Genomic DNA, 14,816 nt, shown 5'->3' with positions numbered 1-14,816 from the left:
GCGAAGCTTGGCGATTGGGAGCGAAATCGGAGGAACGCCCGGCTTGGGCACGCGCCTTCTGTCGATTAAACGATCAGAAATAGATAAGCGATGTCGTCCAGGTCAACTTTTATCGTATCATCCGTGCTTTCAGCGCGTGCGGACAAGGAAGGATTATCGCCTTCAGAAGCGTATTTAGTAGGGGAATGGCCCACTCCGGCCGCTTTGGCTTTTTTCTTTTTGCCCAGTTTCTTGCCTGCAGCCGCAGGCTTGGCTTCTATTGGCTGCGAGGCTTCATCCGCCTCTGCCGCATGGGAGCCGCCGTCCTGATAGGGTCCCCTTCCATAATTAGCCGCTCTGCTGGTGTAAGGATTGCCTAATACGAGCTTGCCGCCTTGGCAGGACCGTATTACTCCGATTTCTCTATAGCCTGATTTGAAAATAACCGCCACCGGCATTCCGCCGTACGTCGAAAGCACTTCTTCCCTGATCGGATAAATCTGTTCCATTTCACCAGTCACCTCGCCAGTAATGTTGCAACCAGTGTATTCACCTGCAGGGCGAACGTGTATAAATACACGCGTGTTCAAAATTCCGGTCTTCAGCACTAAGTAGAACAACCTCTAAAAGTGAATCGCAAAGGAGGCAAGGGTATATGTATATCCCGGAAAAATCGGCGCTTCCACTGGGCGCTGCTTCATCGGCGCAATCCGCCAAGCGAAGGCCGGCCAGGCCGAACCGTTTTTTTGGCATGGCAGGAGCCTTCGTGCTGCTCGCGATTCTGGTTCTCCTTGCGCTGCTTCTCTCCAAATCAGATACCCAGAATGAGTCCGCTATAAACGGGCTGTCCCATGATTTGTCCAAGCTGTGGGGCTGGGCGGATGAAACGATGCAGGGAGGCGCTGCCGCCGCAGACTGGCATCTGCGCTGGCAGGTCGAGGCGGCCGGGAGCGCAGAGTATGAACGTCTTGCAGATCTGCTGTTTGTCGATGCTGAAGGAAGGCCAACCGCCAGGAGCGTGACCAATCAAGGAAAGTCGATCCAAGGAAGCTGGTCCGGACAAGAGAGCATGCTCTCGCTCCATCTGGTGGAGGAATCAGCGTCCGGCGTCCGGCTGCTCGTCATGCTGGATCGTGATGCAGAAAGCGAGGCGCGGCTGAAGACGCTGCTTGCCGATGCCAAGGGAATTGCGGACCGGATCGGGCAAGTGTCGCAGCATGCGACGGCAAGCGTGAAATCGCATGGATTCGTGCCCGGTCCCGAGACTGCCCAGCGGCTGGAGCGTCTCGCGCAAGGAAAAGCGCTGGAGGCTTACCGGGACCGCGGCACACAAAGCACGACCTATAGCTCGGCGCTTCTGCAGACGTCCCAGGCGATCGGCAGAGGGAGGACGGCGAATCTTCAGATTGCAGTACATGAGAACACGGAGAACCAGATGACGGAGCTGACGCTCGGCGTACCGCTTATAACAGGGGAATTCGGCGCTGCTCACCCCATACAAGAAGCGGATGGTGCTGGCGATGAATTGGCGGCTGCCCGTTAACGGGCAGCAATCCGGGGCACGCCGACGCTGCCAAGATGCGGCGATGAGGAGCCGCCGGATACGCCCGCAGGCCTTATTTTGCTCCAAATTGCAGAACAGGGGATGGCGCAAACTTCTGATTATTCTGCAATCAGAAGAACTTGTGCAACTTATCATTATTTTTTATGGCCCGTTCAATGGCGAAAAAAGGGTGAATATGCTACACTACATAACATGTAATTCGTATAAAAATTCCATAGAAAGAATGAGGCATATGACTTACAATACGAATGTAGAATCGATCTCACCAGATGGCGCCGTCTATTATCTATTCGGTGCGACCGGCGACTTGGCCCGGCGCAAGCTATTCCCGGCGCTGTTCAGTTTATATAAAGAAGGCAAGCTGTCGGAGAACTTCGCGGTTGTAGGCCTTGCGCGCCGTCCCCGCACAAACGAGCAATTCCGCTCTGATCTGTATGATTCCATCAATGAATTTTGCCGCTACAAGGCGGATGACGCCGAGCTTTGGAGCCGGTTCACGGAGCACTTCGTCTATATGTCCCTGGACATCAACAATGTCGACGGCTTCCGCGAGCTGAACGCTTTGTCCACGGAGCTGGACCAGAAGTTCGATATTCCGGGCAACCGCTTGTTCTATTTGGCGCTGGCGCCGTCCCTCTTCGGACCTGTCTCCTTCAACCTCCGCGACGGAGGGCTGCTGGAGTCGAAGGGCTGGCATCGCCTTGTCATCGAGAAGCCGTTCGGCTACGATCTGCCGTCCGCGCAGAAGCTGAACGAACAGCTGAACCAGGTATTCAAAGAGGAAGAGATCTTCCGCATTGACCACTACCTTGGCAAGGAAATGGTTCAGAATATTCAAGTTATCCGCTTTGCGAATGCATTTTTTGAACCGCTGTGGAACAATAATCATATCGCCAACGTTCAGATTACGCTGTCTGAGACGGTAGGCGTTGAAGAACGCGGCGGCTATTACGACAAGTCCGGCGCGCTGAGAGACATGGGCCAGAACCATATGCTCCAGATGCTGACGATGATTGCGATGGAGCCGCCAAGCCGTCTTCACGGCGAGGATATCCGCGACGAGAAGGTCAAGGTGCTTCGCTCGCTGAGAGGCTACACCTCCAGCGATGACGTGCGCGAGCATGTCATCCGCGGACAATATACAGAAGGCCAAGTCGGCAGCAAGGAGCTGCCAGGCTACCGCCAGGAGGATTCCGTAGATCCGGAATCCGTGACGGAGACATATTTCGCGGCGAAAGTATTCGTGGACAACTTCCGTTGGGCCGGCGTGCCGTTCTACATTCGCACAGGCAAGCGCATGCCTGTGAAGACGACGGAGGTCGTCGTGGAATTCAAGTCGATGCCGAATAACGTGCTGTTCGCGCAGCGCCATGACTTGGCGCCGAATCTGCTCGTTATCCGCGTTAATCCGATGGAAGGCATCTATATCAAGATCAATGCCAAGAAGCCGGGCTCGGACAATGCGGTACAGCCTGTATCGATGGAATTCTGCCAAAGCTGCCAGATCGGCATCAATACGCCTGAAGCGTATGAGCGCCTGATTCATGATGCGGCCCGCGGCGACTCCACGTACTTTACCCGCTGGGATGAAGTATCCCATGCATGGGAATTCGTCGACCGCATTGCGCAAGCTTGGCGCGAGGACAAGGGCGATCTCGCTTTCTACCCGGCAGGATCATGGGGACCGGAAGAGGCAGGAAAGCTGCTTGAGAAAGACGGCTTCCACTGGTGGCCGGTGAACGGCCAGGAAGAAGACAATGTTATCTGGATCACGAACAGCGGCAAGTAGCATCCGTGCTGCTTGCGCTGTCGTAAACCTTGCATAAAGTGAAGGGAAGGCAAGCATGAGTCAATCATTAAGCGATGAAATTAAACAGGAAGTGGACAGAAGACGCACGTTCGCTATTATCTCCCACCCTGACGCAGGGAAGACGACCCTGACCGAGAAGCTCCTCCTATTCGGAGGAGCCATTCGGCTTGCAGGGTCTGTCAAAGCGCGCAAGGCTAACCGCCATGCAACGTCAGACTGGATGGAGATTGAGAAGCAGCGGGGCATCTCGGTTACTTCTTCCGTTATGCAATTCGATTATCTGGACCATCGTGTGAACATTCTGGACACCCCGGGTCACCAAGACTTCTCCGAGGATACGTATCGTACGCTTACCGCGGCGGACAGCGCGGTCATGCTAATTGACGTCGCGAAGGGCGTCGAGGCGCAGACCATCAAGCTGTTCCAGGTATGCCGCAAGCGCGGCATTCCGATCTTCACGTTCATTAACAAGCTTGACCGTGAAGGGAAAAGTCCGTTCGAGCTGATGGAGGAGCTGGAGCAGGTGCTTGGCATTCGCTCCGTACCGATGAACTGGCCGATCGGGATGGGCCGCGAGCTATGCGGCGTCTACGACCGGATGAAGTCGCAGGTAGAGCTGTTCCAGGGCAATGACCATTCCACGATTGAAGTGCGCAAGGTCAGCGACTACAACGACTCCATCATCCGCGAGATGGCCGGCGATTACTTAACCGACCAGTTGATCTCCGAGCTGGAGCTGCTGGATGTGGCGGGCGACCCGTTCGATTACGATAAGGTGCGTGCAGGTGAGCTCACGCCAATCTTCTTCGGCAGCGCCGTGAACAACTTCGGCGTGCAGACGTTCCTGGAGAACTTCCTGCAGCTTGCGCCGAAGCCGGGGCCGCGCAATAGCACATCAGGCGAGATAGAGCCGACGAACGAGAAGTTTAGCGGCTACGTGTTCAAGATTCAGGCGAACATGAATCCGGCGCACCGTGACCGGATTGCGTTCCTGCGCATCTGCTCGGGACGGTTCGAGCGGGGCATGGCCGTCAAGCATGTCCGCAACAAGAAGGAGATCAAGCTGTCCCAGCCGCAGCAGTTTTTGGCCCAGGACCGCGATATCGTCGAGACGGCATATCCGGGCGATATCATCGGCTTGTTCGATCCGGGCATCTTCCGCATCGGAGATTCGCTCTCGCAGGGCTCTGAGGTGGAGTTCGACGAGCTGCCGACCTTCTCGCCGGAGATCTTCTCCAAGGTTACGGTCAAGAACGCGCTGAAGCATAAGCAGTACCAGAAGGGTCTCGACCAGCTGACGGAGGAGGGCACGATTCAGGTGTTCTATTCGACCGGCAACTTCGACGAGACGATTCTGGGCGTTGTCGGCCATCTGCAGTTCGAGGTGTTCGAGCATCGGATGAAGGCGGAATACGGCGTAGATATCCAGCTGCACCGGATGACGTTCCAATTCGCAAGATGGATTGTGGACGAGAAGATCGACCCATCCAAGTTCCGAATCAACTCGACGCTGGTCAAGGACAAGAAAGGCAATTACGTTGCTTTGTTCGAGAATGAATATGCGATGCGGACAGCGATGGACAAAAACCCGACCTCCAAGTTCCTGGAGACGGCTCCATAATTTGCATAGGATAACAATCCTCCAACGGGAGCAAAATGCCCCGTAGGAGGATTTTTTTAGGTTTTCTTCAAATCTCTTAAGAAAATATTAACCACACGCACTCTATGTTTTGGTAGACTGATAGAGGTACAGAAAATAGAGCAGTACAAAGGAGTGCATCCAGGGAACGTTATGAAGAATCAAAAAATGAAATGGTTATTACCCGCAGGAATTTTGGTCATTGCCGCATGTATTTTGGTTGTGTGGTACACAACAAGGTCCGACAAAGCCGGGCCGACTCCGGAGCCGACGAGCGTTACGGAGATTCCGCAAGTGGAGACGCCTCAGGAGCAATATGACGTCATTGTCGTCGGTACTGACCCGGAAGGCGTGACTGCAGCAGTATCCGCCGCGCGCAACGGCCTGAAGACGCTGCTTGTTGACGGCAAGGACCGGGAGATATTGGGCGGCTTATTCACGCTCGGGTGGCTGAACAGCCTGGACATGAACCGCAAGCCGGACGGCAAGGATTATTACAATAAAGGTTTGTTCAAGGAATGGTTCGATCAGATCGAAGGCGATTCCTTCGATATTACGACAGCTGCCAACGCATTCCACAAGCTGGTGGAAGCCGAGAAGCTGATTGAAGTGCGTATGGGCGCCAAGTCCATCGAACCGATTGTAGAGAAGGCAGCCGACGGCACTCCGACTGTGAAAGGCGTCAAGCTGACGCTGGGAGACGGCAAGGAGCTGAATGTAAGCGCAAGCGCGGTGATCGATGCTACGCAGGACGCTGACTTTGCTGCAGCCGCTGGCGCAGAGTTTACATTCGGCCGTGAGGATATCGGCGATACGAAGCTGCTGATGGCGGTAACGCCGGTGTTCACGCTGAAGAACGTAACGCCTGAAGTATGGGGGAAGATCAAGCATCGCTTGAACAACGACGAATACCCGGGCACAGGAGCCAATGATCAGAGCGCATGGGGCTACATCGAGATGTGGGATTATCCGTCTACGAACCCTGAGCGCATCCGTTCACGCGGCTTCAACCTTGGCCGCCAAAATAATGAAACGATGCTGGTCAACTCCGTCCAGATTTTCGGTGTTGATCCGTTCGACCCGGCTTCCAAAGAGGAAGCTTACGAAATCGCCCGCAAAGAAATCCCGCTTATGCTGGAGCATGCGAAGAAGCTGTATCCGGAATTTGAGTCGATCGAGCTTGGCGAGCTTGCCCCTGAGCTGTATATCCGCGAGACGCGCCACTTGGTCGGCATGTACCGCCTGAATATGATTGACCTGCTGGAGCAGCGGACGCATCCGGACGATATTGCATTCGGCTCTTATCCGGTAGATATTCAGAGCACATCGTCGGCGAAGACGGACCGCGGCACGGTGCTTATGGCGCCGAAGCTGTATGGCGTTCCATTCGGCGCTTTGGTTCCGCAAGCGGTCGACGGCCTGCTAGTCGTCGGACGTTCCGCAAGCTTCGATACGCTTCCGCACGGCAGTGCGCGCGTAGTGCCGCTGGGCATGGCGACAGGCCAGGCAGCCGGCGCCGCAGTGAAGCTCGCAATGGACAAGAGCGTGACGCTTCGCCAGCTGGCAGCCGATGAGACGTTGGTGCAGTCGCTGCGGACGCTGCTTACGGAGCAAGGCGTAGATCTGGATGCTCCGAAGACGGAACCGTATGCGTTCATCAAGCATCCGGCATATGAAGGCCTTAAAGCTGCGGCAAGCATCGGCATTGCCCAAGGCGCTTATGCGAATGACTTCCAATTGGACGCGGCGTCCAACCCGCAGCGAATGCTGATGAATATGAAAGGCGTGCAGAAAGCGTTCGCTGAAGCCTTCCCGCATTCGGCGGATGCCGCTGTCGGGGGCATAGAGGAACCGGCCAAGCAGCCGCTGACGCTGGAGCAGGCGGCATACACGCTTGCGCTGTCGCTTGAAGAGGGCGCCCAGAAGGAAGGCGCGCTGGAGCGCCTGAAGTCGAACGGCACGCTGCTCGACGCTACGCTTGCCACAATCAAGGACCCGAACAACCTGACAAACGGCGATGTGTATATGCTGATCAAAGATGCCATTTCCTTCGCAGCAGGTGTTGTTTATTAATATCAGGAATTAACTCATTGAAAGCCTCCGGCGCTCGTGAAAGAGCGCCGGAGGCTTTTTTATTTCCAAAATGATGAAACGATTCCAGCTCATTCTCGTAAATAGTAGAGAGTCTAGCAATAATAGGAATGGAGTGAGAGAGTGAAAACTTTATCGGTACGATCTTCTTTCTGGTTCAAATCTGCCGTAGCGGCAGCGTTGTCGCTTACGCTTCTGACGCCGGCCTTCCAGGCATCGGCTGCCGGAGCGGATACGCCTGCGGCGGGCAAGGCGCTGGATGCGACAAGCGCAGCAGCGTTCCTGGATGACTTCTTCGCGGCTGAGACGACCAAGCCCCATTATGTAGGTGCATCTGTCGTTGTGGTCAAGGACGGACAAGTGCTTGCGCAGAAGGGTTACGGCTATGCCGACCTGGAAGGCAAGAAGGCGGTAGATCCCGCATCCTCGGTCTTCCGCATCGCTTCTGTGTCCAAGAGCATAACGGCGGCAGCGATCATGCAGTTGGCCGAGCAGGGCAAGCTTAGCCTGCAGGATGATTTCACCAAGCATCTCAACGGCTTTACACTGCAGAACCCGTTCAACAAGCCAGTTACGATCGAGAACCTTCTGACGCATACGACCGGATTTGAGATCCGTGATCCGAAGCCGGAGGATATCCATCAGGACTTTGAGAAAGTCGTCGAAATCGAGGATTATGTCCGCGCGAACGTGCCTCCGGTTGTAAGGGAGCCGGGTGGCTCTTATATGTATGACAATTATGCTTCCATGGTATTGGGATTGATCGTGGAGAAGGTAAGCGGAGAGCCGTATGCCGACTACATAGAGAAGCATATCTTCGAGCCGCTTGGCATGGAGAGCAGCGGATTCCTGCTTGAAGGCAAGCTGAAGGATAACCTGGCTGTCGGCTATGGACCAGCCAATACGCCAATCGAGCCTTATGCCTTGACGCCAACCGTGATGCCGCAAGGCGGCATGCTGTCCACGTCTGAGGACATGAGCAAGTTCATGCTAGCGTTCCTAAGCGGAGGAGTATCCGGCGATAGCCGCATCTTGTCCGAGGATTCCGTGAAGCAGATGGGGGTATATCGTTCCTCCATTCATGAGCTTCTGCCGAACACGACATACGGATTCGAAGCGCCGTTCCAGATTCCTGGCGCAGGCAGCAGCTCCAAGGTCATTACTAAAGCAGGCGATCTGGGCGGTTTCAGCTCTTATCTATTCTTTATTCCGGAGCAAAACACAGGCGTGTTCCTGACTTACAATCAAAACGGAGCACTGCGCAACCTGCTCTACTCGCAGTTCATCTCGACCTTCTTCCCGCAATATGCGGCTCCAGCGAAGCTGGATGCTTATGAGGCGAAGCCGGGCGAGCTGGCTAAATTCGCAGGCTATTACTCGGACCTGCGACTTAATGTCTTGAAGTCAGCCGTTCAAGGTGAAGAAAAGCTTACGATCCATGACGCTTTTCTGGGGACGAGAGAGCTGAAGCAAGTGGACGCCAACCTGTTTGTCGATCAGCTAACCGGCCAATTCACAGCGTTCAAGCTGGACGCGAGCGGCAATGCGGTGTATATGAAAGAGCCGTATCTGAATCCGTTCGGCTATGCGAAGAAAGGCGACGCTGCAGTGGGCTATGAGGACATCCCGGCAGATCATCCATACGCGCAAGTTATCCATGCCCTTCAATCGATAGGCTATTACGAAAACAAAGCGAACCAAAACTTCAATCCGGAACAGGCTGTAACAAGAAGCGAATTTGTGAAAAATGCGCTATCGCTGTTCATGGTTCCGGCAAGCAAAGCGGAGCCAGCTGCTTTCACAGACCTGACTGGTCATCAGAATGCAGGCTACGTGCAGGCGGCGTTCGAGATTGGACTTGTTCAAGGCAATGGCAAAGGCAGCTTCAAGCCGGATCAAGCGATTACCCGCCAGGAAGCGGCGGCTATCCTGTGGAGAATGCTTGTGGGACAATATGACCCTGAAGCATTCCAGAGCATCAAGCTGGCTCCGGGTACAGCTGAGTGGGCCGCTGATGCGGTACGCACGCTGATTGCATTCCAGGTTCACGGTCCTGAGGTACAGGTGAAGGAAGACGGAACAATTGACTTCCTGTCCGGCAAAGCCTTGAACCGTGCGGAAGAAGCGGCGATCTTGTTCGCGCTGAACTTCTCGCCAACAGATCAAATCTATGCTGCGCTGCTGCAGCAAGCGCAGGCTGCTCCATCCGATACGCCTGCGGCTGAAGCGCAGGAAGCAGCTTAGTCGTTAATGATCAAATGAAAAGAGGACACCGCGGAATTCGGTGTCCTCTTTTATTTCAGCTTAATCCATCAATGATGAATGTATGCCTTATTTCAACCAAGCATCAACTTTGTCCGGATTTGCTTCCACCCATGCCTTGGCTGCCGCTTCCGGAGAAGCGCCCTCGACGATTTGAATCATGACCTCGGCCATGTCGTCAGGGGACCATTCGAATGCGTCCAGGAATGCGTAGGCTTCCGGCTGAGCGTCCTTCAGGCCATTGCGTACGATGGTGTGGATTTGCTCGTCTTGACCATAGACGCCCTTAGGATCCTCCAGATACTTCAGATCCATCTTCGCGAACTTCCAGTGCGGAGTCCAGCCTGTTACCACAATCGGCTCCTCATTCGCATAAGCTTTCTCGAGTTCCTGCGTCATCGCAGCGGAGGAGCTGGAGAGCAGCTTCCAGTCTGACAGACCGTATTCTTCCAGTACCTTCTCGGTTGCCATCATCAGTCCGGCGCCCGGCTCGATACCGACGATTGTGTGCTTCAAGGATTCGCCTACATCGCCGCTCAAGTCTTCAATGCTCGTGATGTCCATGTAGGAAGGAACAACAAGCCCCAGCTTCGTGCCGTTCAGGTTAGGTCCCAAATCCTCGAATTTGCCTTCATTGTCCTTCACATAGGTTTCATGCGTCGTTGGCAGCCACGCGGCTACCATCGCATCAGCACTGCCGTTGGCAATGCCGGACCACATTGGGCCAGCGTCAACCTGCAGCATCTCTACCTTGTAGCCTAGCCGCTGCTCCAATACTTCCCTTACAACATTCGTGCTAGCGATCTCGGAATCCCAAGCGACGTAAGCCAGCTTGATTTCCTTCTTCGGCTCTTTGGCGCCGCCATTGCCGTTAGAATTGCCTCCGCCGCATGCTGCCAGCATAGCTAGCGCCGTGACTACTGCAACAAGTAAACTCCACTTTTTCAACTTCATCAAATCACTCCTAATTTGTAATATCATTTCATTAAGATTGCTTTTCAGTGCGCTGGACGACCTTCTGCGTGAGTCGGTCCAGGATAATGGCCAGAATAACGATAGCAAGTCCAGCCTCGAAGCCGACACCTGTCCGGCCTTGCGTAACCGCGCGGTAGACATATTCCCCGACGCCTTGGGCGCCGATCATCGATGCGATGACGACCATAGACAAGGACAGCATTATCGTCTGGTTAATGCCGGCCATAATCGTAGGTACTGCGATAGGCAGCTGAAGCTTGAACAGCTTCTGAAGCGGAGTGGAGCCGAAGGCGTCCGCCGCCTCTACCAGCTCGCCAGGTACTTGCCTGATCCCCAGATTGGTTAAGCGGATCGTAGGCGGTATAGCAAATATAATGGATGAGATGACGCCGGGCACGACGCCAAGCCGGAAGAAAGTTACGGCCGGAAGCAGATACACGAATGCAGGCATCGTTTGCATGAAGTCTAACAAGGGGGTAAAGATTCTCTGCATAGCATTGCTTCTGGCACATAAGATTCCGATCGGCACGCCGATGACGACCGATATGATTGCGGCTGTCAGCACAAGCGCGAGCGTCTGCATCGTCGGGCCCCATAAGCCCAGATTCTCGATGATGAGCAGACCGATGGCGGTGAAGAGGGCCAACTTCCATTTGCCAAGGAACCAGGCAAGTACGACGAATACAGCAATGATCACCAGTGCGGGAAGACCTCTCAGCACATCATCGAGCCCGTTCACGGTGCCGCCGATTATGGCGCTGATAATATCGAAGAAGGGCCCCAGATTGTTTTCCAGCCACTTCTCAATTGTTTCGATCCAATCCGCAAGCGGAATTTTAGGCAGATTCATTCGAATCACCTCCATCCAGCAGCGAATTGCCGTTGCCCGCTAGCGCCGCAAGCACGGCGCCTTTGATGACAACGCCTCTCAGCCTTCCGGTATCATCCGTTACAGCGACCGGAAGCTTCGCGCCTCCCATCAATTCAAACAATTCATTCAATAGCGAATCCGGGGAAGTGACAGGCACTTCCTTCTGCATCACGTCCTCGAGGCCCTTCGCTTCCTTCAGAGCGGCCGACGCATCCTCCGCCGACACAAGCCCGAGCAGCTTCATGGAACGGTCGACAACATACAGGCTGGAGACGCCCCGGTCGCGCATGAACTGGAGCGCAACACGCGGACCTTTGTCGATCGTAATGGTCTCTGCCTTCTCCATCGCATGGGATGCGGTCAATACCTTCGACAAGTCGACGTCCTCGACGAACCGCTCCACATATTTGTTGGCCGGCTGCATCAGAATTTCTTCCGGCGTCCCGATCTGAACGATGCTGCCGTCCTTCATTAACGCGATTTGATCTCCGATCCGCAGAGCTTCATCCAGATCATGCGTAATGAACACGATCGTTTTTTTCATTTTGGTCTGAAGCTCCAGCAGTTCATCCTGCATATCCTTGCGGATGAGCGGATCAAGCGCGCTGAACGCCTCGTCCATAAGCAGCACTTCGGGATCGTTCGCAAGTCCGCGCGCCAGGCCGACACGCTGCTGCATGCCGCCGCTGAGCTGATGCGGATAGCTGTTCTCGTAGCCGGACAGGCCGACGAGCTTCAGCGATTCCATCGCCATCTCGCGCCGCTTCTTCTTATCGATCCCTTGAACCTCCAGGCCGTATTCAATGTTCTGAATGACGGTCCGGTGAGGGAAGAGCGCGAACTTCTGGAATACCATGCCGATATTCTTACGGCGGTATTGGCGGAGCTGCTCTGCGTTCATCTTCAGGACGTCATTCCCGTTGAACAGCAGCTGGCCGGTTGTAGGCTCGATCAGCCGGTTCAGCAGCCGGACAAGCGTTGACTTGCCGCTGCCTGACAAGCCCATGATGACGAAGATCTGACCGGATTCAATGGTGAAGTCCGCTTGATTGACACCGACGGTCAGCTTCGTTTCCCTCAATATTTTCTCTTTGGACCAACCTTTCTCCAGCAGCGGTATGGCCTTTTTCGGATCATCTCCGAAAATTTTGGTTAACTTTTTGGCTTCTAAAATCGCCATATAACGTTCCCCTTTCGTGCCCCCTCGTGGAAAAATTCGACTCTATAAGTGTAGTTGGATAACTTTGTTACGGTCAAAGAGCGTGAGCTAGCGTGAGGAGTGTACAGTTATAACTTTACAAACTTTACGTACAGAATACTCCGTATAGCTCCTTTTTTCGATCGGATTGACTTCTTTACATCCAAGAGCGCAATTGATTACAATAGCTGTAGTAAGTTTGAGGGGTTTGGCGTACGACTTTGGAGGGACATTATGGACGAGCTTGCGGGATTGACGGAAGAGCAGCGGACAAGGCTGCTGCATACAAGAAGACGCGTCATTGAATCGATCGGCAAAAACATGGATTTGTACGGCATCACGCTGTCGATCGGGCATCTGTACGGGAATATGTATTTCAATCAGAGTCCTGTCACATTAGATGAGATGAGCCAAACGATGGGCATGAGCAAAACGTCGATGAGCACGGGGATGCGCACGCTGCATGATTTGAAGATGATCAATAAAGTATGGGGCAAGGGCTCCCGGAAGGACCTGTATGAGGTTGTCCCGGACTGGCATCAGAACTTTGCCGATTACTTCTCCATTAAGTGGAGAAAAGCCGTAGAGCAGAACATGAGCGCACTGAACCGCAGCATGAAGGAGATAGATGCGCTTGTGGGGGAGCATAGCGAAGATGAGGCTTTCCAGAATTTGCTTGCGAGCGACAAATCGAAAATCGAAGAGGCGTTAAAATATTATAGATGGCTGGACCGGCTAATTGATTCATTCGAGTCTGGCGAGATTTATGAGTATTTTCCGAGGGAATAATAGGAATGCTAACCGCAGCTGCTTTAGGCTTGCGGTTTTTTTATGCCGCCAGAAGGTTATAGGATAGTTCGATTATGCAGAAACGATATACTGTGATATGCTAAATTTAACATTTTTTTCAAATAAGGAGCGTATGTCCATGCTTAGGTCTTCGCATCCCGGCGGCTCCAGACCGGGCGGCAATTTGCTCATCGCTGGCGGCAATGTGGTCTTGCGGGATCGGATCATTCCGGCTTTTATCGCGGTGGAGAACGGAAAGATTGCGGCTATTGTCGATGAGCTGGATAAGGATAGCTGGCTGAAGCGCTGGAATGGCGACGGAGAAGTGCTTCAGGCAGACGGCAAGCTTATCATGCCGGGGCTTATCGACATCCATTGCGATGCGATCGAGAAAGAGGTGCAGCCGCGGCCGAATACATTGTTCCCGCTGGATCTGGCTTTTATGGAATTCGAGCACAAGCTGCCGGTTCACGGCATTACAACGATGTATCATTCCTTGTCGCTGGGCGTCGGGCTAAGCTTAAGGGGCGATCACTTGCTGACGGAAATGGTGGAGCTCATTCACCGGTACCGCAAGCAACGGTCCATGATTCGCAATCGGGTGCATCTGCGGTATGAGGTGACGCATGAGGGCGGAATTCCAATTGTGGAACGGTTCATCCAAGAGGGCAAAATTCATTATTTGTCGTTCATGAATCATTCGCCGGGCCAGGGACAATACCGCAAGCCAGGAGCGTTCGAGGCCTATGTCATGAAAAATCAAGGTGTGACAGCAGAGGAGGTCCGCCGAATTGTCAATAACTTGCTCCTGAAGCAGCAGCAAGTGGATTGGGATCGTCTGCGCGAGCTTAGCCGCTTGGCTCTGGAGAAGGGCATAGCGATTGCGTCTCACGATGATGATACGCTGGAGAAGGTTGACGAAAACCGGAGCTTTGGCGTATCGGTCAGTGAATTTCCCATCACGCTGGAGGTGGCGGCTTATGGCACGGAGCAAGGAATGTCGGTCTGCGTGGGCGCACCCAATGTGGTTAGAGGCGGATCGCATGATCATAACCTGAGCGCAGCGGAGGCTATACGGTCAGGGGCGGCAGCCATATTGTGCTCCGACTACCACCCCTCATCCATGCTCGCAGCTTTGTTTAAATTATCGGATGAGGACATAACCGATCTTTCCGGCGCAGTGCGAATGGCGACGCTGCATCCGGCTCATGCGCTGGGATTAAGCGATCTGCTGGGATCGATTGAAGAGGGCAAGCTCGCCGATCTTATTGTGGTTGACCGGTTCGAAGGAATGCCCTGGGTAACCGATACGATCGTGGACGGCGTTCATGTATACGCCGCGGACGTCAGATACTAAGACGGAGACGGATTGCCGCCTTCGCTTTGATGAAGATGGCGATGGAGCGAATCAATCATTTGGCTCTGCTCTGCGGAGCTTGATTCCTTCCAGATCATCTCGAACAAAACGCCTAGTCCGGGCAGTGCTTTCTCGTCATGATCGACGGAGTCGACAATAACCTCGGTAAGCTCTTCTTTGGTGTTATCGTGTACGCGATTGACAATCGCTTGGCGAAGATCGATGATTTGCAAGGCGGTGACCTCCTAATGTTCAAATTTGCCCTCTTACTATGCCCTGCA

Annotated in this window: 12 protein-coding genes; 7 read left to right on the top strand and 5 right to left on the bottom strand. The window is 54.0% G+C overall.

Going from position 1 to position 14,816, the window contains the following annotated elements; all coding sequences use genetic code 11:
• Positions 1-65 precede the first annotated feature (65 nt).
• A complete protein-coding gene (locus tag D3P09_RS07160; protein ID WP_120108322.1) occupies positions 66-488 on the bottom strand; it encodes a hypothetical protein in 423 nt (140 codons plus the stop codon).
• Positions 489-634: 146 nt separating this feature from the next.
• On the opposite strand from D3P09_RS07160, the gene D3P09_RS07155 reads away from it, so the two are divergent.
• From D3P09_RS07155 to D3P09_RS07135, 5 genes are all read left to right on the top strand, one after another.
• Positions 635-1,522 (top strand): YwmB family TATA-box binding protein, encoded by an 888-nt coding sequence (locus tag D3P09_RS07155; RefSeq protein WP_120108320.1) that lies wholly within the window; start codon positions 635-637, stop codon positions 1,520-1,522.
• 253 nt (positions 1,523-1,775) lie between these two features.
• Positions 1,776-3,332 carry a glucose-6-phosphate dehydrogenase gene (gene zwf, locus D3P09_RS07150; protein WP_120108319.1) on the top strand — a complete coding sequence of 519 codons (1,557 nt, stop codon included), beginning with the start codon at positions 1,776-1,778 and terminating at the stop codon, positions 3,330-3,332.
• Positions 3,333-3,387: 55 nt separating this feature from the next.
• The gene (locus D3P09_RS07145; protein ID WP_120108317.1) at positions 3,388-4,974 is read left to right on the top strand and encodes a peptide chain release factor 3; all 1,587 of its coding nucleotides are present in this window, start codon (positions 3,388-3,390) and stop codon (positions 4,972-4,974) included.
• A gap of 186 nt (positions 4,975-5,160) precedes the next feature.
• On the top strand, positions 5,161-7,065 hold the full coding sequence (locus tag D3P09_RS07140) for an FAD-dependent oxidoreductase (protein WP_165867336.1): 1,905 nt from the start codon (positions 5,161-5,163) through the stop codon (positions 7,063-7,065).
• 141 nt (positions 7,066-7,206) lie between these two features.
• A complete protein-coding gene (locus D3P09_RS07135; protein ID WP_120108314.1) occupies positions 7,207-9,327 on the top strand; it encodes a serine hydrolase domain-containing protein in 2,121 nt (706 codons plus the stop codon).
• 87 nt (positions 9,328-9,414) lie between these two features.
• Here D3P09_RS07135 and D3P09_RS07130 read toward each other — a convergent pair whose 3' ends face one another.
• Genes D3P09_RS07130 through D3P09_RS07120 form a run of 3 tightly spaced genes read right to left on the bottom strand, consistent with a single transcriptional unit; the run spans position 9,415 to position 12,371 of the window.
• A complete protein-coding gene (locus D3P09_RS07130) occupies positions 9,415-10,299 on the bottom strand; it encodes a glycine betaine ABC transporter substrate-binding protein (RefSeq protein WP_120108312.1) in 885 nt (294 codons plus the stop codon).
• Between the two features lie 31 nt (positions 10,300-10,330).
• Positions 10,331-11,170 (bottom strand): ABC transporter permease, encoded by an 840-nt coding sequence (locus tag D3P09_RS07125; protein WP_120108310.1) that lies wholly within the window; start codon positions 11,168-11,170, stop codon positions 10,331-10,333.
• Entirely contained in the window at positions 11,157-12,371 is a 1,215-nt protein-coding gene (locus tag D3P09_RS07120; RefSeq protein WP_120108309.1) for a quaternary amine ABC transporter ATP-binding protein, read from the bottom strand. Before D3P09_RS07120 ends, D3P09_RS07125 begins: the two co-directional genes overlap by 14 nt.
• A 252-nt stretch (positions 12,372-12,623) precedes the next feature.
• Here D3P09_RS07120 and D3P09_RS07115 point away from each other — a divergent pair, with 252 nt between their 5' ends.
• Both D3P09_RS07115 and D3P09_RS07110 read left to right on the top strand, forming a co-directional pair.
• Entirely contained in the window at positions 12,624-13,178 is a 555-nt protein-coding gene (locus D3P09_RS07115) for a GbsR/MarR family transcriptional regulator (protein ID WP_120108308.1), read from the top strand.
• Between the two features lie 139 nt (positions 13,179-13,317).
• Complete coding sequence (locus D3P09_RS07110) at positions 13,318-14,535, top strand: alpha-D-ribose 1-methylphosphonate 5-triphosphate diphosphatase (protein ID WP_120108306.1); 1,218 nt, start codon at positions 13,318-13,320, stop codon at positions 14,533-14,535.
• Here D3P09_RS07110 and sspI read toward each other — a convergent pair.
• Complete coding sequence (gene sspI, locus D3P09_RS07105; protein WP_120108305.1) at positions 14,532-14,768, bottom strand: small acid-soluble spore protein SspI; 237 nt, start codon at positions 14,766-14,768, stop codon at positions 14,532-14,534. The genes D3P09_RS07110 and sspI overlap by 4 nt on opposite strands.
• Positions 14,769-14,816: the final 48 nt, after the last annotated feature.

Source organism: Paenibacillus pinisoli, assembly GCF_003605435.1.
Taxonomy (GTDB): domain Bacteria; phylum Bacillota; class Bacilli; order Paenibacillales; family Paenibacillaceae; genus Pristimantibacillus; species Pristimantibacillus pinisoli.
Note: the sequence above shows the minus strand (reverse complement) of the source record. Positions and strands in the feature narration are given on the sequence as shown.